The sequence below is a fragment of the Aeromonas sp. FDAARGOS 1417 genome (genome assembly GCF_019046985.1).
Classification (GTDB): Bacteria; Pseudomonadota; Gammaproteobacteria; order Enterobacterales; family Aeromonadaceae; genus Aeromonas; species Aeromonas veronii.
Genome location: NZ_CP077221.1, coordinates 2,698,763 through 2,718,344, shown reverse-complemented (window position 1 = coordinate 2,718,344; position 19,582 = coordinate 2,698,763). Strand labels below are relative to the sequence as shown.

At 60.1% G+C, this 19,582-nt stretch carries 17 protein-coding genes, 1 tRNA gene and 1 riboswitch; of the genes, 9 read left to right on the top strand and 9 right to left on the bottom strand.

What is annotated here, in order from left to right:
* Window positions 1-33 precede the first annotated feature (33 nt).
* Entirely contained in the window at window positions 34-1,299 is a 1,266-nt protein-coding gene (gene tyrS / locus I6L47_RS12455; protein WP_216947527.1) for a tyrosine--tRNA ligase, read from the bottom strand.
* A 146-nt stretch (window positions 1,300-1,445) separates the two neighbouring features.
* Between tyrS and I6L47_RS12450 the strand changes: the two genes are divergently transcribed.
* A complete protein-coding gene (locus I6L47_RS12450) occupies window positions 1,446-2,294 on the top strand; it encodes a response regulator transcription factor (protein ID WP_216947526.1) in 849 nt (282 codons plus the stop codon).
* A gap of 12 nt (window positions 2,295-2,306) precedes the next feature.
* Here I6L47_RS12450 and I6L47_RS12445 read toward each other — a convergent pair whose 3' ends face one another.
* Entirely contained in the window at window positions 2,307-3,083 is a 777-nt protein-coding gene (locus I6L47_RS12445; protein WP_043821827.1) for an ABC transporter substrate-binding protein, read from the bottom strand.
* A gap of 109 nt (window positions 3,084-3,192) precedes the next feature.
* A complete protein-coding gene (locus tag I6L47_RS12440) occupies window positions 3,193-4,425 on the bottom strand; it encodes a hypothetical protein (protein ID WP_216947525.1) in 1,233 nt (410 codons plus the stop codon).
* A gap of 226 nt (window positions 4,426-4,651) precedes the next feature.
* Here I6L47_RS12440 and I6L47_RS12435 point away from each other — a divergent pair, with 226 nt between their 5' ends.
* Window positions 4,652-4,969 (top strand): YnjH family protein, encoded by a 318-nt coding sequence (locus tag I6L47_RS12435; RefSeq protein ID WP_216947524.1) that lies wholly within the window; start codon window positions 4,652-4,654, stop codon window positions 4,967-4,969.
* A 309-nt stretch (window positions 4,970-5,278) separates the two neighbouring features.
* Here I6L47_RS12435 and I6L47_RS12430 read toward each other — a convergent pair whose 3' ends face one another.
* The gene (locus I6L47_RS12430; RefSeq protein ID WP_005336438.1) at window positions 5,279-6,727 is read right to left on the bottom strand and encodes a catalase; all 1,449 of its coding nucleotides are present in this window, start codon (window positions 6,725-6,727) and stop codon (window positions 5,279-5,281) included.
* A 161-nt stretch (window positions 6,728-6,888) separates the two neighbouring features.
* Here I6L47_RS12430 and I6L47_RS12425 point away from each other — a divergent pair, with 161 nt between their 5' ends.
* On the top strand, window positions 6,889-7,386 hold the full coding sequence (locus I6L47_RS12425; RefSeq protein WP_216947523.1) for a GNAT family N-acetyltransferase: 498 nt from the start codon (window positions 6,889-6,891) through the stop codon (window positions 7,384-7,386).
* 4 nt (window positions 7,387-7,390) lie between these two features.
* Entirely contained in the window at window positions 7,391-8,251 is an 861-nt protein-coding gene (locus I6L47_RS12420) for a GyrI-like domain-containing protein (RefSeq protein ID WP_216949353.1), read from the top strand.
* 96 nt (window positions 8,252-8,347) lie between these two features.
* On the opposite strand, the gene I6L47_RS12415 is transcribed toward I6L47_RS12420, so the two are convergent.
* Window positions 8,348-8,935 carry a superinfection exclusion B family protein gene (locus I6L47_RS12415; protein WP_005336432.1) on the bottom strand — a complete coding sequence of 196 codons (588 nt, stop codon included), beginning with the start codon at window positions 8,933-8,935 and terminating at the stop codon, window positions 8,348-8,350.
* Between the two features lie 172 nt (window positions 8,936-9,107).
* Window positions 9,108-9,214: riboswitch (yybP-ykoY riboswitch) on the top strand.
* Window positions 9,215-9,302: 88 nt separating this feature from the next.
* On the opposite strand from I6L47_RS12415, the gene I6L47_RS12410 reads away from it, so the two are divergent.
* The gene (locus I6L47_RS12410) at window positions 9,303-10,289 is read left to right on the top strand and encodes a sodium:calcium antiporter (protein WP_042053581.1); all 987 of its coding nucleotides are present in this window, start codon (window positions 9,303-9,305) and stop codon (window positions 10,287-10,289) included.
* A 67-nt stretch (window positions 10,290-10,356) separates the two neighbouring features.
* Here the strand turns inward: I6L47_RS12410 and I6L47_RS12405 are convergent, their stop codons facing one another.
* The 3 genes from I6L47_RS12405 to pepA form a co-directional block, all read right to left on the bottom strand.
* Window positions 10,357-13,209, bottom strand: a complete 2,853-nt coding sequence (locus I6L47_RS12405; protein ID WP_216947522.1) for a valine--tRNA ligase — start codon at window positions 13,207-13,209, stop codon at window positions 10,357-10,359.
* Between the two features lie 64 nt (window positions 13,210-13,273).
* On the bottom strand, window positions 13,274-13,729 hold the full coding sequence (locus I6L47_RS12400) for a DNA polymerase III subunit chi (RefSeq protein ID WP_021231806.1): 456 nt from the start codon (window positions 13,727-13,729) through the stop codon (window positions 13,274-13,276).
* Between the two features lie 174 nt (window positions 13,730-13,903).
* On the bottom strand, window positions 13,904-15,412 hold the full coding sequence (gene pepA / locus I6L47_RS12395; protein WP_033138248.1) for a leucyl aminopeptidase: 1,509 nt from the start codon (window positions 15,410-15,412) through the stop codon (window positions 13,904-13,906).
* A gap of 172 nt (window positions 15,413-15,584) precedes the next feature.
* On the opposite strand from pepA, the gene lptF reads away from it, so the two are divergent.
* Window positions 15,585-16,697, top strand: a complete 1,113-nt coding sequence (gene lptF, locus I6L47_RS12390; protein ID WP_005356742.1) for an LPS export ABC transporter permease LptF — start codon at window positions 15,585-15,587, stop codon at window positions 16,695-16,697.
* A gap of 25 nt (window positions 16,698-16,722) precedes the next feature.
* On the top strand, window positions 16,723-17,793 hold the full coding sequence (lptG, locus tag I6L47_RS12385) for an LPS export ABC transporter permease LptG (RefSeq protein WP_021231808.1): 1,071 nt from the start codon (window positions 16,723-16,725) through the stop codon (window positions 17,791-17,793).
* A 74-nt stretch (window positions 17,794-17,867) separates the two neighbouring features.
* Here the strand turns inward: lptG and I6L47_RS12380 are convergent, their stop codons facing one another.
* The gene (locus tag I6L47_RS12380) at window positions 17,868-18,401 is read right to left on the bottom strand and encodes an RDD family protein (RefSeq protein WP_005336420.1); all 534 of its coding nucleotides are present in this window, start codon (window positions 18,399-18,401) and stop codon (window positions 17,868-17,870) included.
* Window positions 18,402-18,544: 143 nt separating this feature from the next.
* Between I6L47_RS12380 and I6L47_RS12375 the strand changes: the two genes are divergently transcribed.
* Window positions 18,545-18,630, top strand: a tRNA-Leu gene (locus I6L47_RS12375).
* A gap of 225 nt (window positions 18,631-18,855) precedes the next feature.
* Window positions 18,856-19,356, top strand: coding sequence for a PBECR2 nuclease fold domain-containing protein (locus I6L47_RS12370; RefSeq protein WP_236287719.1), 501 nt, complete (start codon window positions 18,856-18,858; stop codon window positions 19,354-19,356).
* Window positions 19,357-19,582 lie beyond the last annotated feature (226 nt).

Genomic DNA, 19,582 nt, shown 5'->3' with positions numbered 1-19,582 from the left:
CGGGCGGGGAAGCTGAGCTCCCCGCCCTGCGGCTTATTGCCACTCCACCAGGTGATACTGCTTCTTGCCCCGGCGCAGCAGCAGGTAGCGACCAAACAGCCGATCAGTGGCGCTCAGCTGATCATCCTGCTTGAGCACACCATTGAGGCTGATAGCGCCCGCCGCCAGCAGTTCGCGGGCGATACGCCTGGAGTTAGCCAGACCGCAGCTGACCAGCAGACTGACCAGATCCGTCTCGCCGCTGACGGTGCTGCTCGGCATGCCATCCTGCGCCAGCTGGGCCAGATCGCTCTCGCCGAGGCGGGCAACATCGCCGCTAAACAGCAGCTCGCTGATGCGCTGCACTGCCGCCAACGCCGCCTTGCCGTGCACCAGCTCGGTCAGCTCGTTCGCCAGCACCTGCTGGGCCTGCTTGCGCCCCTGCCGCTTCGCATCTTCCGCTTCCAGTGCATCAATCTCGCTCAGCGACATAAAGCTGTAGTAGCGCAGGAAGCGGTAGACATCCTCATCCGCGGTGCCGAGCCAGAACTGGTAGAAGGCGTAAGGGGAGGTGAGCGCCGGATCGAGCCAGACCGCGCCCCCTTCGGTTTTGCCGAACTTGGTGCCGTCCGCCTTGGTGATAAGGGGCAGGGTCATGCCGTGTACCTGCGCCTGATGGAGGCGGCGGGTGAGATCCATGCCGCTGGTGATATTGCCCCACTGGTCGTTGCCGCCAATCTGCAGGGTGCAACCGAGCCGCTGGTGCAGCACCGCAAAGTCGTAGGATTGCAGCAGAGCGTAGGAGAACTCGGTGAACGAGATGCCCTGATCCGGGCGAGCCAGCCGCTGGCGCACCGATTCCCGCGCCAGCATGGCATTGACCGAGAAGTGCTTGCCGATATCCCGCAGAAAATCGAGGGCGGACATCTGCCCCATCCAGTCGCCATTGTTGACCAGTTGCGGGGCCGACAGGCCCTCATCGGCGGGCAGCAGCGCCCTTATTTGGGCAGACAGGCTGGCGACCCAACCCTGCACGGTATCGGCACTGTTGAGGCTGCGCTCGGTCGCCTTGAAGCTGGGATCGCCGATAAGGCCGGTCGCCCCGCCCACCAGAGCCACCGGGGTGTGGCCCGCCAGTTGGAAGCGGCGCAGCATCAAGAGCGGCACCAGATGACCGATATGCAGGCTGCCGGCAGTGGGATCGAACCCGCAATAGACGGTGCGCGGGGTGGCAAGATGATCGGCCAGGGCCGCGGGGTCGGAATTCTGGGCCACAAGGCCGCGCTCGGTCAGCTCATCGAGCAGGTGGGGGTTGATCATGGGTTCTCCAACAGCAGGGGGAAAAGCCGTCATCCTCGCCGTTCTGGCCGGTGGCGGATATGTCCCCTTAGGGACAGTTTTGCCACTCTCGTGCTAGCATTCAGCCATAGCGGGGAATCGCTCCCTGTCACCGGAAACGTGTCACCATGACCCAGCCATTCACCACAGATGCCTTGACCCGCAGCATGACCGAGGTGGTCGATGCCCTGCACAGCAGCGCCTTTGCGGCGGCGCTGGTGCGGCTGATCCAGCAACAGGTGGCGTTTGATTGCGCCCTGCTGCTCGGGGTGGGGCAGCGCCCCGTCTACCTCTACGACAACCTCAATCATCAGCGGGCTCTGTTGTTTGACCGCTACCTCACCAGCCACTTCAGTCAGGATCCCTTTATGCAGGCGCTGGAACAGGGCTTGCCTGCCGGCGTCTGGACCCTGGCGCAGGTCTCCCAAGGGCGGCTCGATCCCGAATATCGCCACCACTTCTATCAGGCCACCGGCTGGCAGGAGGAGGTGGGGCTGATCCTGCCGGTGCGGGACGGGCTGACGCTGATGCTGTTTCTGGGGCGACTCGACAAGCGCAGTACCCTCAGCCGTGACGAGCAGGCAAGGCTGGAGCAGCTGTTCCCGCTGGTGCATTCGCTCTGTCGTCAGCAGTGGCGGCAGAGTCAGCCACTGCTGGCCCAGAGCACTGCACTGCCAGACAGCGCCAGCCTCAAGAGTGCGGTGGAGCAGGCGATGGCGAGTGTTGGGGGGGATCTGCTCACCCGGCGCGAGCGGCAGGTGGCGGAGTTGCTGTTGCAGGGATTGGATACCGAGGCGATTGCCGCGGAGCTCGGGATTGGCAGCGGTACGGTGAAGAATCACCGCAAGCATCTCTATGGCAAGCTGCGGCTCGGCTCGCGGGCCGAGCTGTTCAATCTCTTTCTGAACCACCTCATTACGGCGCCGATGGAGGCATCCCCCGTTTCATCGATGGGAGATACAACGAGCCCACCATAGGGCGGGCCGGGGTTACTCGAGGCGCGGGATGGGGGGATTGGTTTCGGGCAGGATACTGAGCAACTGGTAGCGCTTCACCAGCTGCTTGTATTCATCCCCCTGTCTGACCTTGTCCAGCGCCTGTTGCAGGCGGGCAACCTGCTGCTTGTCTGCCCTCAGGTTGAAGGCGAAGCAGTTGTCCTGCTCTTCAAGAATCGCGACGGTGACAAAATCCTCGCTGGGGAAACCCAGCTCCTTGGCCTGATGGCGCAACATCACCTCGTTGCCCGCCACCAGATCGGTGCGCGCCATGATGAGCTGGCGCACCACCTGCTCCATCCGCTCCACCGACATCATATTGCCCGGGCTGATCCCGCGATTGAGCAGCAACTGCTCCCCGACATCCGCCTGCATCACGCCGATCTGCAGCTTGGCGAGATCCGCTTTGCTGGCCACTTTGGGGGCATCCTGCTTGCGGCCGACCAGCGCGACCCTGGAGTGGCTGATGGGGCAGACCCAGAGGAAGTGGGGATCCCGCTCCTTGGTATGGGCCGTAGTAAACAGCACGGCCTCTTGCTGCTGGGTCAGCAGATACCAGCCGCGGGCCCAGGGCAGAAAGTGGATGGGTTGCTCCGGCTCTCCCATTTCACGCCACATCAGGCGCAGCAACTCGACTGCCAACCCCACAGGCTGACCATTTTTATCCTGGCCATTGAGCGGCATGTTCTGTTCCGAATAGTAGATAAGTGCCGGAGCCGGGAGCGCGATAAACAGGGCGAGAGAAGCGAGAGCAGGGAGCAGACGACGCATGATGCACTCCTTGTGCGGGTAGTTACCTAACAGTCTATGTGGCCTTTTCCATAACGTCATGATCCGGTAGCGGGATAAAAAACAGGCCACCTTGCGGTGGCCTGTCGGTTTATTTGAGCAGGGCTTCCATCTCTGCCTCTGCCTTGGCGCGAGCCTTGGCTTCCGCCGCTCTCGCGGCATCGGCAATGCTATCTCCGGCCGTATGGGATGCGGCACTGACGGCCTGCTGGGCGGGTGCTGCCACGGCCTTGGTGGCTTCTTGGGTCGCGGTCGCAGCGGCGCTGCTGACCGCCTGTTTGGCAGGAACGGCAACAGCTTTGGTGGCTTCCTGCGTTACGGTCGTAGCGACACTGCTGACAGTTTGTTTGGCAGGAACGGCAACAGCCTTAGTGGCCTCCTGCGTCACGGTAGTAGCTGAGCTGCTGACAGTTTGTTTGGCAGGCGCGGCAACAGCCTTGGTGGCTTCTTGCGTTGCGGTTGCAGCGGCGCTGCTGACTGCCTGTTTGGCCGGAGCGGCAACGGCCTTGGTAGCTTCTTGCGTTGCGGTCGCAGCAGCGCTGCTGACGGCTTGCTTGGCAGGAGCGGCAACGGCCTTGGTGGCCTCTTGCGTCACGGTGGCGGTGGAGCTGCTCACCGCCTGTTTGGCGGGTGCAGTGACTGCGGTGGTTGCTGTGCGGGTAAGTGCGGTCGCGCTTTGGCTCACTGTTTGGGTGGCCTGCCCTGTGGCGTTGGCGGCTGTGCCGCTGATGGCCTGACTTGCGCTGTTGGTCAGCGAGCCGGCGACGCCGCGGGTCACTGTGCCCAGCGCGCTGCCAAGGGAGACGGGGGAGGCGCCACTCTGATTGGTCGCTGCGCCGGTCAGGGCATTGGCCGCCGGGGTGAGCTGGCTGGTGGGGGTCTGCCAGCCCTGCATGGCGGTTGGCCAGGTCGGTGCCGTGCCTGCCAGATTTTCGCCGAAGGTCAGGGTGGTGCCATCCCCTTTTTGCAGCAATACCGACATCTGGTTGGTTTGCGAGTTCCACACCATCCCCGCTTGCTTGGCGATATCCGGCACCGGCGCATACTCGGAGACCACATAGAAAAGCGGCCCCTCCTGCTGTAACTTGTCGGCAGTCTTGAGCAACTGCATGGTGCTGTCGTAGTTGGGGCCAAGGATGGCGGTCATCCGATCCTTGATCAGGGGTTGTTCGAACAGATTGACCTCGTTCGGGTCAAAGCCGACCAGCGGCTTGAGCAGGGCCCACATCAGCTGGCTGGTGGGGCTCATCATCAGCAATGGGGCAACGCAGGCGGACAACATCAGGCTCAGGCAGGCCGCCTGAAGCAACGGCATAATACGCATTGGGATAATATCCAAATAACGATTTGATAAATAAGGTTATGTTTTTTTGTCAGGACGTGACAAATTCACCGGAAGTTTGCGCGTGGCAGCGAGAGACTGCCCGCAGGCGCTGGCAGGCTACCATATTGGTTCCACAATGCCAGCAGGCAGTATGATTGTCAGTCAAGTAAACCACGGGGCTGGTCGATTCTTCGAGAGTGCCCCCCATCGAAACAGGATCCCTCTCATGAAAAATGTACTGCTCTGCCTGCTGGCATCCCTCTGTCTTACCCCCGCTCTGGCTGCGTCCAAAACCACTGTGGTGGGCGAGTCTGCCAGTCCCGAGCTGGTGTTGCCGCTGGGCTCATTGCCCGAGCGGGTCTGCTGGTTTGCGGATCAGAAATATTCCGAAGGGGCCCGCATTCTGCAGGGAGATATCTGGCTGGAGTGCGGCCCGCAGAACGACCTCGAGAGCAATGGCCCGTTGGCCTGGCGCTCTCCTGCGGTGGTGTTGCCTGCCACCCGTGGTGCGAAAGCTCAGAAGACGATTTCCGTGGGTCAGTGAGGCTTTTCTTGATCCAGCTAAAGACATGGACGTGATCCCTGTCGCATAATGCAGCTCCTTTCTTCTCTTGGCTGGAACCTAAGAAATGGCTCGTCGCTCTTCCAATGCACAACGTCGTCGCAGTAGCTGGTGGTACAAACGCTTGTTGGCAAGGGAGCGGGAAGAGCGCGAAGCGCGTTCCGTAAGGGATTGATACTGCATTGAAAAACGGAGCCTCGGGCTCCGTTTTCTATTTCTCACCGTCAATATCACGAGAACGGGGGCCATCAGGCCCCCGTTTTGTTTTTGCAGATGTTGCCTGCTTGCGGCTTAGCGCTGCAAGGCGGCCAGTGCCAGTTCGACCCGTTTGGCGTACTCGGGGTCGGCCTGTTCGAAGTGTTTGAGCTGGGCCGCGACGATGGCGTCATCCTCCACATTGATAAGGGAGCGGGCCAGGTTGGCGGCGAGCCGCGAACGCTGTCCCTCGTCCATGATGCGGAACAGGTTGCCCGGCTGGCTGTAGTAGTCGCTGTCGTAGTCACGGAAGTCGTAGTGCAGGGCGGCCCCTTCCAGACTCAGCGCCGGTTCGTGCTGTTCGCTCGGCTGCTGGGTACCGAAACGGTTCGGCTGATAGTTGGGGCTGGCGCCGCCATTGCTGTCTGCCCGCATGGCACCGTCACGATGGGCACCGTGATGGAACGGGCAGCGCGGGGCATTGACCGGCAGCAGACCGTGGTTGACGCCAAGGCGATAGCGCTGGGTGTCCCCGTAGGAGAAGAGCCGCCCTTGCAACATGCGATCCGGCGAGAAGCCGATACCGGGCACCACGTTGGCCGGGGTAAAGGCGGCCTGCTCCACATGGGCGAAGTAGTTGTCCGGGTTCTGGTTGAGCTCCAGCACGCCCACCGGGATCAGCGGGTAGTCGCTGTGCGGCCACACCTTGGTGAGGTCGAACGGATGGATGTTGTAAGTCTGGGCTTCGGCCTCCGGCATCACCTGCACATAGACCTTCCAGCGCGGGAAGTCGCCCCGCTCGATGGCATTGAACAGATCCGCTTGGCTGGTCTCCCGATCTTGCCCGACAGCGGTAGCGGCCTCTTCATCGGTGTAGAAGCTGTGGCCCTGCTCGGTCTTGAAGTGGAACTTGACCCAGAAGCGCTCGTTGGCATCGTTGATAAAGCTGAAGGTGTGGCTGCCGTAGCCGTTCATCTCCCGCAGGCTCTTGGGGATGCCGCGATCGCTGAACAGTATGGTGACCTGATGCAGGGATTCCGGATGGCGTGACCAGAAGTCCCAGGCGGCGGTGGCGCTGCGCAGGTTGGTGCGCGGATCCCGCTTCTGGGTGTGGATGAAGTCAGGGAATTTCAGCGGATCGCGGATGAAAAAGACCGGGGTGTTGTTGCCCACCAGATCCCAGTTGCCCTGTTCGGTATAGAACTTGAGGGCGAAGCCGCGCACATCGCGTTCGGCATCGGCGGCGCCCTTCTCACCGGCCACGGTGGAGAAGCGCAGGAATACAGGCGTCTGCTTGCCGATGGCGCTGAACAGATCGGCCTTGCTGAACGCTCTGATGTCGTGGGTCACGGTAAAGGTGCCGTAGGCGCCTGAGCCCTTAGCGTGAACCACCCGCTCGGGAATGCGCTCGCGGTCGAAGTGGGCGAGTTTCTCCATCAACCAGATGTCTTGCATCAGGATGGGGCCGCGCGGACCGGCGGTGAGGCTGTTGTTGTTGTCGACGACGGGGGCGCCGTTGGCGCTGTGCAGGGTCTTGTCAGTCATGGCTTCTCTCCTTGTTGATATGGGGCCAGCCTACGGATCTGCGCCGTGCTCGGCCAATGGGCCTTTCCTCGCCCTTTGATAGGCAAGACAAATGGTTGCAGGTGGGGGATGTGTAACCGCGCCGGATATTGCATGATGGAGGTTTCGAGAAGGAGCCTCATATGCAGATTACTATCCGTCATGCCGAACCCACCGATGTCCCCGCCTTACGGGATCTCTACGCCATGCCTAATGCCCAGGCGGGCACTTTGCACCTGCCTATGCCACCCCTTAGCCAGTGGCAGAAGCGGTTGGAGAGCGACAGCGTGGTGGCACTGGTCGCCGACGTTGACGGCCTGCTGGTAGGCCAGCTCTCGCTGCTGGTTGAGCCCAATCCCAGACGCAAGCATGTGGCCGGGATCGGCATGGGAGTGCGGGATGACTGGGCCGGCAAGGGGGTTGGCTCTGCCCTGATGGCTGCGGCGCTGGATCTGGCCGATAACTGGCTCAACCTGCACCGGATTGAGCTGACCGTCTATACCGACAATGAGGCCGCACAGGCGCTCTATCGCAAGTTCGGTTTCACTCAGGAGGGGCTGGCTCGCGACTATGCCTTCCGCCAGGGGCGTTATGTGGATGCGCTCTATATGGCCAGAGTCGCGGGGGGCGTCAGTCGCTAACGGTATGGTCGATTATCAGGCCAGATTGCGCCCGGTGATCCGAGCGCTGGAGCAGAATCCCGATCTCTCCATTGAAACGCTGGCAAGCAGTGCCTGCTTGTCTTTCTACCATTTTCACCGGGTGTTTACGGCTGTGGCGGGGGAGACGCCCGGGGAGATGTGTCGTCGTCTGCGCATCCAGCGGGCTGCTTGGCAGCTCTGCTATTCCGATGCCAGTGTCACGGCCATTGCGTTGGGGGCGGGGCTCGCCAGCTCCCAGGCGTTTGCCAAGGTATTTCGCCGTTACTATGGTTGCACGCCGGGAGAGTTTCGCCGCGACAAGAGCAAGAATGGACACTTGATGAGCAAGGATGGACACGCACTTGTGCTGCCTAATCCTTATGCTGAGGGTCACTCATCAGCAAGGAGTAATACCATGAAAACCATCGAGATGGACGCCCGCACTCTGGCCTATATGCGTGTCACCGGCCCCTATGGCGAGGGGTATGACCCCGTCTGCAGCCAGCTGCATCAGTGGGTCAGCGCCCGCGGTCTGGAAGGTGGGGAGTGGATCTTCATCTATCACGATAACCCCGAGGTGACTCCGCCAGCCCAGTGTCGCACTGACATCGGGGTGACGGTGCCTGCGGGGACGGTGGGGATGGGAGCGGTCGAGATCCAGCTTATTCCCGCCGGTCGTTATGCCCAGTCCCGTTATCTTATTACCGACCGCAGTCAGTATGGCCCACGTTGGCAGGAACATATCGGCGACATCGTTGCTGCCGGGCTGGAGTTTGGCAATGGTCCCTGCTTCGAGCTCTATCACAGCATGAGCGATGATCCGGTGCAGGACGATGTCAGCTTTTGCTCCAGCCTCAAGGGGTAGGGCACAACAAGACGCAAGGGATGGTACAGAACGTCGCGCAGAAACGAGAGAGCCGGACAGTGTCCGGCTCTTTTGCATCTGGCGGCTGGGCGGCGGTTAGCGCTGGAACCCCTTCTGGGCGAACTTGGGTCTGGCATTCATGATCTGCTCCACCTGCTCGTCGCTCATCTTGCCGCGCGACAGTCCCAGCACCTTGTAGGTGAGCAGCGGTCGGGCGGGCAGGGCGATCATCAGGGCGCGGATCTGGTTCTCGTCATCCTTCTCCCGGGTCGGCTTGCCGTAGGCGTAGGTGAGGACGCCGGCATCCATCAGGTTTTTGACGGCGGGCTCGGTGATCGGCAAGTTTATGACGCTTTTACGCTGCAGCACGAACTCGCGCAGTACCGCCTTCTCGTTGAAGTCTAGGAAGCCGATCATCTGGGCCAGCTGGTCCTGCTGACGGCGCGCCTGCCACTCTTCGCACGCCCACTCCCAGGCGATCAGGAAGCCCTGACTGCAGAAGTAGGAGATGGCGATCAGCATGCCGACTCCCAGCCAGGCCGCATGATCCGCAGCCCACTGGCTGACGGCCCCTTTCATCAGCCCGGCCGGAAACAGCAGAATGATGCTGCAGCAGAGCAACAACCAGACCATCAGCCAGTTGAGGCGGTTCAGTTGATAGAAATGTTGGATCCACCGTTTCATTGTTCATCCTTCCCAAACTGTTGTGGATAGTGAACTATCTACAGCAATCGGTGTGCCAACAGCGCAATAGCGGCGGGGAGGAGGGGCTGGCGAGGTTACATTCCCTTACAACTTATTGAATGAGTTGTCATTAATTTGCCTTGTGAGGCGGCGCTCTAGTTGCTAAAACGTCCCCTCAGTCATTGGGGAGTAGCAACCCGCCCGCATTCCGGGCTGGGCCCATGTCAACACTCTTGGATCCTCGCATCCATGGCATGGGCGGCGATAGGCGCTATCGCTCTGCAAGACCTTTGGCCTCGATATGCACGCCAGCCGGGCGAGCCATGTCGGGTCCATCGGTTATTCTGCTCGCCTGGCGGTATCTATTATGTTGATTACCCTGCTGTTATTTCTCGTCTCTGCGGTCACCATCTACCTTGCCTGCGAATACTTCGTCAACGGCATCGAGTGGACCGGCCACCACTTCAAACTCTCCCAAAGCGCGACCGGTTCGCTGCTGGCGGCACTGGGCACAGCCCTGCCCGAGTGTATCGTGACCCTCACCGCCCTGCTGATGGGCAACACAACCGCCCAGCAGGAGATCGGCATCGGTGCCGCCCTTGGCGGGCCACTGGTGTTGGCGACCATCGGCTATGCGGCAGTCGGCCTCACCCTGCTGCTTTGCATGGGGCGTACCGAACGGGCCATCGATGGCGAGGTGCAGCGCGAGATTGGCCGGGATCAGCGCTGGTTTATCGGCATCTTTCTGGTGGCGACCGCGCTGGGGCTGGTCGCCTTCACTGGCAAGAGCTGGTTGGCCCCGCTCTTCCTGCTGGTCTACCTCGTCTATGTAAGGCGCGAGCTGAAACAGAGTGACAGCCACGAAGTCGAATTGCCGGAGCCCCTCAAATTGGCACCCGATGCCGGGATCCCGCCCCTTGGCAAGGTGTTGCTGCAGACGTTGGCTGCGCTGGTGGTGGTAGCGCTGGCGGCCCAGCTGTTTGTCCATCAGCTGGAGAGCATGGGCGAGCTGTTTGGCCTCTCTCCGGTGCTGGCGGCCCTGCTGCTGAGTCCGGTGGCGACCGAGATGCCGGAGCTGATGAACGTGCTGATCTGGGTGCGGCAGGGAAAGAACCGGCTGGCGCTGGCCAATATCTCCGGGGCCATGATGATCCAGGGCACTATCCCCAAGGCATTCTGCTTGATCTTCACCCCCTGGTTGCTGGATGGTGCCATGATGGCCTCCTCGCTGGTGACGCTGCTGGCAGTGGGCTTGCTCTGGTGGGGGTTCAGAAAGGGAACCATGACCGCCGGGCGGTTGGCGCTGGTCGGTCTGCTCTATCTCGGTTTTTGCGGCTGGTTGCTGGTGAGCTGAAGTGGGAAGCGCGGATATGAAAAAGCCCCCTTGGCAGGGGGCTTTGTTGTATCGGTTGGGGCGGTGCTTACAGCGCGGCGATCTCGGCCTGCTGGGCTTCCAGCTTGGTCAGCTGGAGACGGTAATCTTCCAGCTTCTCGCGCTCTTTGGCGATGACCGCTTCCGGCGCCTTGGCGACGAAGGCTTCGTTGCCGAGTTTGCCTTCGATACGGCCGCACTCGCCCACCAGACGGGCAACCTCTTTGGCCAGACGGGCCAGTTCGGCATCCTTGTCGATGAGACCGGCCATCGGGATCATCAGCTCGGTGGCACCGATCAGCTTCTTCACTGACAGCGGGGCTGTTTCACCGTCCGCCAGTACGCGGATGGACTCCAGACGGGCCAGCGACTTGAGGAAGGCCTCGTTGTCGGCGGCACGCTGGGCATCCTTGGCATCGCACTGGAGCAGCACGTTGAGGGGCACGCTCGGGGCCACGTTCATCTCGGCGCGGATGTTGCGGATGCTGACGATGAACTCCTTCACCCACTCCTGATCCGCCATCGCGGCTTCGTCCACCTTGGCGGCGTCGAACTCCGGGAAGGCCTGAATCATGATGGTGTCGGCGTGTACGCCAGCCAGCGGCGCGACCGATTTCCAGATGGTCTCGGTGATGAACGGGATGATCGGGTGTGCCAGACGCAGCAGGGTCTCGAGGACGCTGACGAGGGTGTGGCGGGCAGCGCGCTGCTCGGCCTCGGAACCCTTGGTCAGCACCGGCTTGGTCAGCTCCAGATACCAGTCACAGAACTGGTTCCAGATAAATTCGTACAGCACGCCAGCCGCGATGTCGAAGCGGTAGGTATCGAGGGCGGTACGGAAGTCACGGATGGCCACTTGCAGCTGGGACTGGATCCAGCGGTCCGCCAGACTGAACTGCATCTCGCCGCCGTTGAAGCCACAATCCTGATCTTCGGTGTTCATCAGCACATAGCGGGAGGCGTTCCACAGCTTGTTGCAGAAGTTGTTGTAGCCGTCCAGGCGCTTCATGTCCCAGTTGATGTCACGACCGGTAGAGGCCAGCGCCGCCAGCGTGAAGCGCAGGGCGTCGGTACCGTGGGCATCGATCCCTTCCGGGAACTGCTTGGCGGTACGCTTGGCAATCTTCTCGGCCATCTGCGGCTGCATCATGTTGCCGGTGCGCTTCTCCAGCAGATCTTCCAGCGAGATGCCGTCGATCATGTCGAGGGGGTCCAGCACGTTGCCCTTGGACTTGGACATCTTCTGGCCCTCTTCGTCACGGATCAGGCCTGTGATGTAGACGGTCTTGAACGGGACTTGCGGCTGGCCGTTTTCGTCCTTGATGAAGTGCATGGTCATCATGATCATCCGGGCAATCCAGAAGAAGATGATGTCGAAGCCGCTCATCAGCACGTCGGTCGGGTGGAAGGTCTTGAGTGCCTCGGTGTTGTTCGGCCAGCCCAGAGTGGAGAAGGTCCACAGGGCGGAGCTGAACCAGGTGTCGAGCACGTCTTCGTCCTGACGCAGTACGGTTACGGCCGGGATGCTGTGCTTGGCGCGCACTTCATCTTCGCTGCGGCCAACGTAGACATTGCCTGCGTCGTCATACCATGCCGGGATGCGGTGACCCCACCACAGTTGACGGGAGACGCACCAGTCCTGAATGTCGCGCATCCAGGAGAAGTACATGTTTTCGTACTGTTTCGGCACGAACTGGATACGGCCATCTTCCACCGCCTCGATGGCGGTCTTGGCCATCGGAGCCACGCGCACGTACCACTGGTCGGTCAGCATCGGCTCGATGGGCACGCCACCGCGATCGCCGTACGGCTGTTGCAGTATGTGATCCTTGATCTCGTCCAGCAGACCCAGCTCTTCGAGCTTGGCCAGAATCGCCTTGCGGGCGGCGAAGCGCTCCAGACCGGCGAACTCGGCCGGCAGGGCGGCGTCGTAGGCAGTGCTCGGGTTGCCGTTGGTATCGACCACTTCGGCCTCGGCACGCACGTGGGCGTCCAGAGTGAAGATGTTGATCATCGGCAGGCTGTGGCGCTTGCCCACTTCGTTATCGTTGAAGTCGTGGGCCGGGGTGATCTTCACGCAACCGGTGCCCTTCTCCATATCGGCGTGTTCGTCGGCGACGATGGGGATCAGACGGTTCACCAGCGGCAGCAGGATGTGCTGGCCGATCAGCGCCTTGTAACGCGGGTCTTCCGGGTTCACAGCCACGGCGGTATCGCCCAGCATGGTCTCCGGACGGGTGGTGGCGACGATCAGGTAATCCTTGCCTTCGGCGGTCTTGGCGCCGTTGGCCAGCGGATAGCGCAGGTGCCACATGTGGCCCTTGATCTCGCGGTTCTCCACTTCCAGATCGGAGATGGCGGTGTTGAGTTTCGGATCCCAGTTCACCAGACGCTTGCCGCGGTACATCAGGCCATCTTCGTAGAGACGAACAAACACTTCCTGCACGGCGGCGGAGAGACCCTCATCCATGGTGAAGCGCTCGCGCTCCCAATCCACGGAGTCGCCCAGACGGCGCATCTGGCGGGTGATGGTGCCACCGGACTCTTCCTTCCACTGCCAAATCTTGTCGATGAAGGCATCACGGCCGTAATCGTGGCGAGTCTTGCCCTCTTCTGCGGCGATCTTGCGCTCAACTACCATCTGGGTGGCGATACCGGCGTGGTCGGTACCTGCCTGCCACAGGGTGTTTTTGCCCTGCATGCGGTTGTAGCGGATCAGGGTATCCATCAGGGTTTGCTGGAAGGCGTGACCCATGTGCAGGCTGCCGGTGACGTTCGGCGGCGGGATCATGATGCAGAAGGAGTCTTTGCTGGTGTCGCCGTGGGGCTTGAAGTAACCCTGGGCTTCCCAGTGCTGATAGAGCGCCTGTTCGATGGCGTTGTGATTAAAAGTCTTTTCCATGGTCTCGCCGTAATCTGGATGGATGGAGTCTGGTGTTGATTCTTTATGGATCAATTGGTTGCAGTCAGGGCTGCGCCGGATCCGGTGCGGCAAGGACGGGCTGATCCCTCATTTCGAGGGTATGGCCTGCCTGGCGATAGTGCTTGTAGCGCTCGCGGGCTTGCTGCTTTTGTGTTTCGTCAGTGGGGACAAAATCTACCACTTGAGCGAAGTGTCCTGCAAACAAAGGTGTCGCAGTGGCCAGATTGATGAGGCGGGCGTAGCGCCGTTTCGGTGGTTGATAGCCGATCTCCACCGGGGCCATGCCGCTTTCGCCTTGCAGCTGGTGCGGCACGAAGCGCTCCGGCGGCAGTTGCCACAACAGCTCGTCGAGGCGCAGAGCCTGGGTCTCATCGTTGCAGAACAGGTAGATATGGCCCGCCCCCCACGACTCGGCCGCAAGAGTGCAGGCCAGTCGCTCGACCGCAGAGGCCTGCGCGTCATCCTGTTCGCTCATCAGGTAAAAGGTCACTTGGCTCATCAGGTTGATCCCGTTTTGCGGTGACGGACTGTTGACCGCCTCATGAGGCTGACGGGGCGTTTCCCGTCCGCAGCTCACTGATTCAAGAATGAAACAAGGAAGAGGCGGGCCTCTTCCTTGTGGTTCAGGGTAACGCCAACCCCGTTGATGTACGCATCAGACAGGGTGGGAGAGTTACTCTTTCTCTTCGATATCCACGCCAGCCCGGTTCAGCAGGAACTGGGTCAGCAGGGGCACCGGACGACCGGTAGAGCCTTTATCCTTGCCACTCTTCCAGGCGGTCCCGGCGATATCCAGGTGGGCCCAGTTGTACTTCTTGGTGAAGCGTGACAGGAAGGCGGCCGCGGTGATGGTGCCGGCCGGACGACCGCCGATGTTGGCCATGTCGGCGAACGGGCTGTCGATCTGCTCCTGATACTCGTCAAACAGCGGCAGACGCCATGCGCGATCACCCGCCTGTTCGGAGGCGTTGAGCAGCTCGTGGGCCAGCGGGTTGTGGTTGGCCAGCAGACCCGAGGTGTGGTGACCCAGCGCGATGACGCAGGCACCGGTCAGGGTCGCCACGTCGATCACGGTTTCCGGATCGAAGCGGTCCACATAGGTCAGCGCATCACACAGCACCAGACGACCTTCCGCATCGGTGTTGAGCACTTCGATGGTCTGGCCGGACATGGAGGTGAGGATGTCACCCGGACGATAGGCGTTGCCACCCGGCATGTTCTCGCAGCCAGCCAGTACGCCGATGACGTTGATCGGCAGTTGCAGCTGGGCCAGCGCATGCATGGTACCGAGCACGGAGGCGGCGCCACCCATGTCGTACTTCATCTCGTCCATGCCGTCGGCCGGTTTGATAGAGATGCCGCCGGAGTCAAAGGTCAGACCCTTGCCGACCAGCACGATGGGCTTGGCATCCGGATGACCCTTGTATTCGATGATGGCCATCATGGCTTCGTTGTCGGAGCCGCGAGCCACCGCCAGATAGGAGTTCATGCCGAGTTCGGCCATCTCCTGCTCGCCCACCACCTTGGTGGTGATGTTGTCGAAGGCATCGGCCAGACGACGGGCCTGGGAGGCCAGATAGGCCGGGTTGCAGACGTTGGGCGGCATGTTCGCCACGTCGCGGCAGACCCGCACACCCTTGGCCACGGCCAGACCGTGAGCGATGGCTTTTTCACCAATTGTCAGTTCCCGACGCGTCGGCACGTTGAATACCAGCTTGCGCAGCGGGCGACGTGGCTCGGCCTTGTTGGTCTTGAACTGATCAAAGCTGTAGAGGCCCGCCTTGGTGGTTTCTACCGCCTGGCGCACCTTCCAATAGGTATCCCGACCCTTGACGTGCAGCTCGGTGAGGAAGCAGACCGCTTCCATGGAGCCGGTTTCGTTCAGGGTGGTGATGGTCTTGTTGATGATCTGCTTGTACTGGCGTTCGTCGAGTTCCCGCTCCTTGCCGCATCCGACCAGCAGTACGCGCTCGCTGAGCACGCCCGGTACTTGATGCAGCAGCAGCATCTGGCCTGGTTTCCCTTCCAGGTCGCCACGGCGCAGCAGCGAACTGATATAGCCATCGCTGATCTTGTCCAGTTGTTCGGCAACCGGAGAGAGGCGACGAGGCTCAAATACGCCGACTACGACGCAGGCGCTCCGTTGCTTCTCTGGACTGCCACTCTTTACACTGAACTCCATGGAATCTCCTACATCCTAAAGACAAAAGGCACCTTTTATTGAATAATGCGGTGCTTGTTGGGGTATCAGAGGCGGAGCGAACAGCCACAGGCTCCGCAGTTCAAACTGGTAAAAATCCAATATACGGCCCTATTTTTCAGGCATTCGACTAAAAACACAAGTTTACTTGGGAATGACTGTGATCGTTTTCCGATATTTGTTCAGGGAAACCCTGAAAACCCAGCTGGCAGTGTTATTCGTATTGCTGCTTATCTTTGTCAGCCAACAATTTATCAAGATCATCGGTGACGCCGCCGATGGCGAGGTGCCGACACGTCTGGTCTCCACCCTGCTGCTGCTCAACTTGCCCAATATGGCGTTGTTGATGCTGCCTATCAGTCTCTTTTTAGCCATTTTGTTTGCCCATGGTCGCCTCTACGCCGAAAGCGAGATGACGGTGATGCATGCGGTTGGCTTCAGCCACCGTTTCGTGATGCGCAGCGCCATGTTGCTGGCCTTGCTGACGGCGGTGGTCGCGGCGTTCAATACCGGCTGGATCGCCCCGCAGGCCAAGGAGCGCGAGTATCAGGTGATCGACGAGTTCAAGTCGGACCCGGGTATCTCCTTCCTGCAGGCGGGCCGCTTTATGGAGCTCGACAAGGGGCGTCTGGTTGCCTATATCCAGGATTTGAACGACAACGGCTCAAAACTGCAAAAGATCTTCGTGCTGCAGCGGGCGGAGGGGAACAATCCTCCCTCGGTGGTGGTGGCGACCGAAGGGGTGGTGACGGTCGATGAGAACGGTCTGCAGTGGCTGACCCTGATGGATGGCTCCCGCTACGAGGGGAACTTCTCCGGCAAGCAGTTCCAGATCTCCGATTTTCGCGAATATGGTCTGGTGATCCGCCAGCAAGAGATGGAGCGTTCTAACCGCAAGGCGGCGGCCAAGCCGACCATGGAACTGTTCGGTACCCAGGACAACGCCATGATGGCGGAATTGCAGTGGCGTATCTCGCTGCCCCTCTCCATTCCGGTGCTGACCCTGCTGGTGGTACCGCTGGCGCGGGTCAATCCCCGTCAGGGGCGCTACGCCAAGCTGTTGCCGGCCATCATGCTCTATCTCTCCTACTTCCTGCTGCTCAGCGCCGCCCGTTCGGCCATTGACAGCGGTCGGCTGCCCTACTGGCCGGGGATGTTCCTGGTGCCGCTCGGTTACCTGCTGTTTATCGGCCTGCCCCTCAATCTGCAGGGCACCAGCTGGTGGAACGGGGTGAAAGGGCGCTATTTCAACAGAAAATCAGCATGATGCTGCAACATAGGAACTTCTGCTGATGTTTGGCATTCTCGATAGATATATCGGTCGGGTCATTTTCATGTCGATCCTGCTGTGTGAAATCACGCTGGTTGGCCTTGCTGCACTCATCAAGTATGTGGAGCAGCTCAAGTCAGTCGGTGATGGCAACTACGACATGATCAACGCCCTCTACTATGTGCTGCTCTCCATGCCCAAGGAGGCGGTGCTCTTCTTCCCGCTGGCCGCGCTGCTGGGTGGCCTGATTGGTCTGGGTCAGCTGGCGACCAGCTCCGAGCTGGTGGTGATGCAGGCGGCGGGTCGCTCCAAGATCAGTATCGTGATGGCGGCGCTCAAGACGGCGATCCCGCTGATGATCATGGTGGGGTTGATGGGGGAATATGTGGCCCCCATCGCCAAGCGGATGGCAGATGACATCAAGGCGGGCGCGCTCTCCGAAGGTCGTCTGACGGTTTCCGCCTACGGGGTGTGGGCTCGCGATGGCAACAACTTCGTCAATATCAACGGGGTGCGTAACGATGGTGCCCTCACCGGCATCACCCTCTATCGCTTCACCCCCGAGCGCAAGCTGATCGATGTGGTGCAGGCGCAGGAGGGGGTGTTCGAGCGTCACCACTGGCTGCTCAAGCAGACCCAGGTTACCCGCTTCGACGACCCGGCGCAGATCCGCAGCGAACAGCATGACAAGATGGAGTGGAGCTCGGAGCTGACGCCCAAACAGCTGGGTGTGGTGAGTATCGACCCCGAGAACCTCTCGGTCTCCGGTCTGCTCGACTACATCGGCTATCTCGATGCCAACAAGCAGGATGCTGGTCGCTACAAGCTGGAGATGTGGCGCAAACTGCTGTCACCGCTCTCGGTGGTGGCGATGATCCTGCTGGCCTCCTCCTTCATCTTTGGCCCGCTACGCTCGGTGAGCATGGGGGCACGGATGCTGATGGGGATCATGACCGGCTTCGCCGTCTACGTGAGTGATCGGGTGTTTGGCCCCATCAGTCTGGTCTATGCGGTACCGCCGATTCTGGCGGCTATCGCGCCCAGCTTGCTGTTTGGCGGCATCTCCTTCTACATCCTCAGCCGCAAGCAGTAATCCGCACGGGATTATGAGGAAATGCAAAGAGGGCACCTGTTGGTGCCCTCTTTCGTTGCTGCATTGATCCGGGATTACTTGTTCAACAATTCCAGATTTTCCTGCTTGCTCAGCACGATCACTTCGCACTCGGCCCAGATATCCTGAAACGCCCGCGGACGTTGGCGGTTGAACAGGCACATCAGGTTGCCCAGACCAAAGGCGGCGGTGGCGAGACGGATCAGAGCCTGGGTAACGCGGATGTGGCTGCCATCCTCGTTCTGAATACGCAGCCGCCAGGCGCGCATGCCGACGGTCTGGCCAGCGCGGGTCCAGAACCAGGTGTAGAAACCGCAGATGACGAAGGCGAGCCACAGGGTGTAGATCAGGCTCAGGTGGTGGCGGGTCAGCAACCAGACGGTATCTTCACCCGCCGGTACGCTGGCCATGCCGGTGACCAGCAGCAGCTTGGCGACACCCATGCCGATAAAGCCGGCGATGATCAGCAGCGAAGTCACCACCAGCGCATCATAGATGAGGGCGCCGAGGCGGCGTAGCAGACCCGCTGACGGGTATGGCTGAGTGGCGGGAGAGGGGGATTTTTGTTGGACTTTTTTAGGCTTGGCCATCGTTTTTATTCCATTAAGATGATGGCGGCATTCTATGTAACTGGCCCCGCATCGGCAAGGCGTTGAATAAATGAACAAACGGGAGTGTTCAATCGAAAAACACCTTGCATGGCATCGCGCCATTCGTATAATCCCTCGCAGTTGCCCGGGTGGCGAAATCGGTAGACGCAGCGGATTCAAAATCCGCCGGTGAATAACCGTGTCGGTTCGAGTCCGACCCCGGGCACCATTAGAATTCAATGACTTAAGGCCATCCTCACGGATGGCCTTTTGTTTTTCTGTTGCCTGGTGGCGGCAGAATGGCGGCAGGCATTTAGATGATCGGCGCAAACCTATGCTCGATTCTTATGTCCCGTGGCTCAGTTAATCACAATTCCAAGTGTGTCCTACCCATTTTTTTTTAGCCTTCTGTTAGAATGTCCCCCCGTCTTGAGCATCCAACTGAGATTTTTTCGTGACAGTAAAAGAGTGCCCCGATCAGCTTGATTGGAAAAGCATGGAGTTGGAAGACTTAAAGAGCCTTGGGGTAGAGAAGAGGCTTCCTGCCATTCAGCAAGAACCACCGGCTGCTACTCAAGAAGACGCAGTTGCGGTGTTGGTAAGTAAGTTTGGTTTTGTTGACAACGAGGCATCCGTGACGATGGCTACGCCAGTCGGGGATATTCAGGTTTGTCGAGATTCTCTGCCACACATTGTCGAGAAAAGGCCACATGCCCGAGAGCGTTATGTAAATCATGCTATCGCAACCCTGCAGAGCCCCTTTGAGGTTTGGGAGGTCGCTTATGATGATGGAAGCTACCGGCATGCCTTCATAGGTACCTTCGAAGAGCGCAACATGATGCTCGTTGTGGCCACAATTACACCAGACAAGATCTTGTGGAACTTCATGCAAAGTGAAGCAAAATCGATGAACAAACATAGACATGGCAAGCTAGTGTATGCTCGCCATAAATGAAAAGAGGCAACCTATGGTTGCCTCAATTTTGAATCTTTCATTCTGCTTGTACTTTGTACTCACCCAAGCTGGTGAGGAAAGGTCTCACCCTCACAATGCAGTTGGACATTCCGGGGTTCCTCTATCGGTCATTGCCCCAACTGGCCACCGACTTTGCGCTTTCGACTAGAACACTATAATGAAATGACGATTTCGTCAAGATTTGTAGGCGGTTTCCGCCTAACTG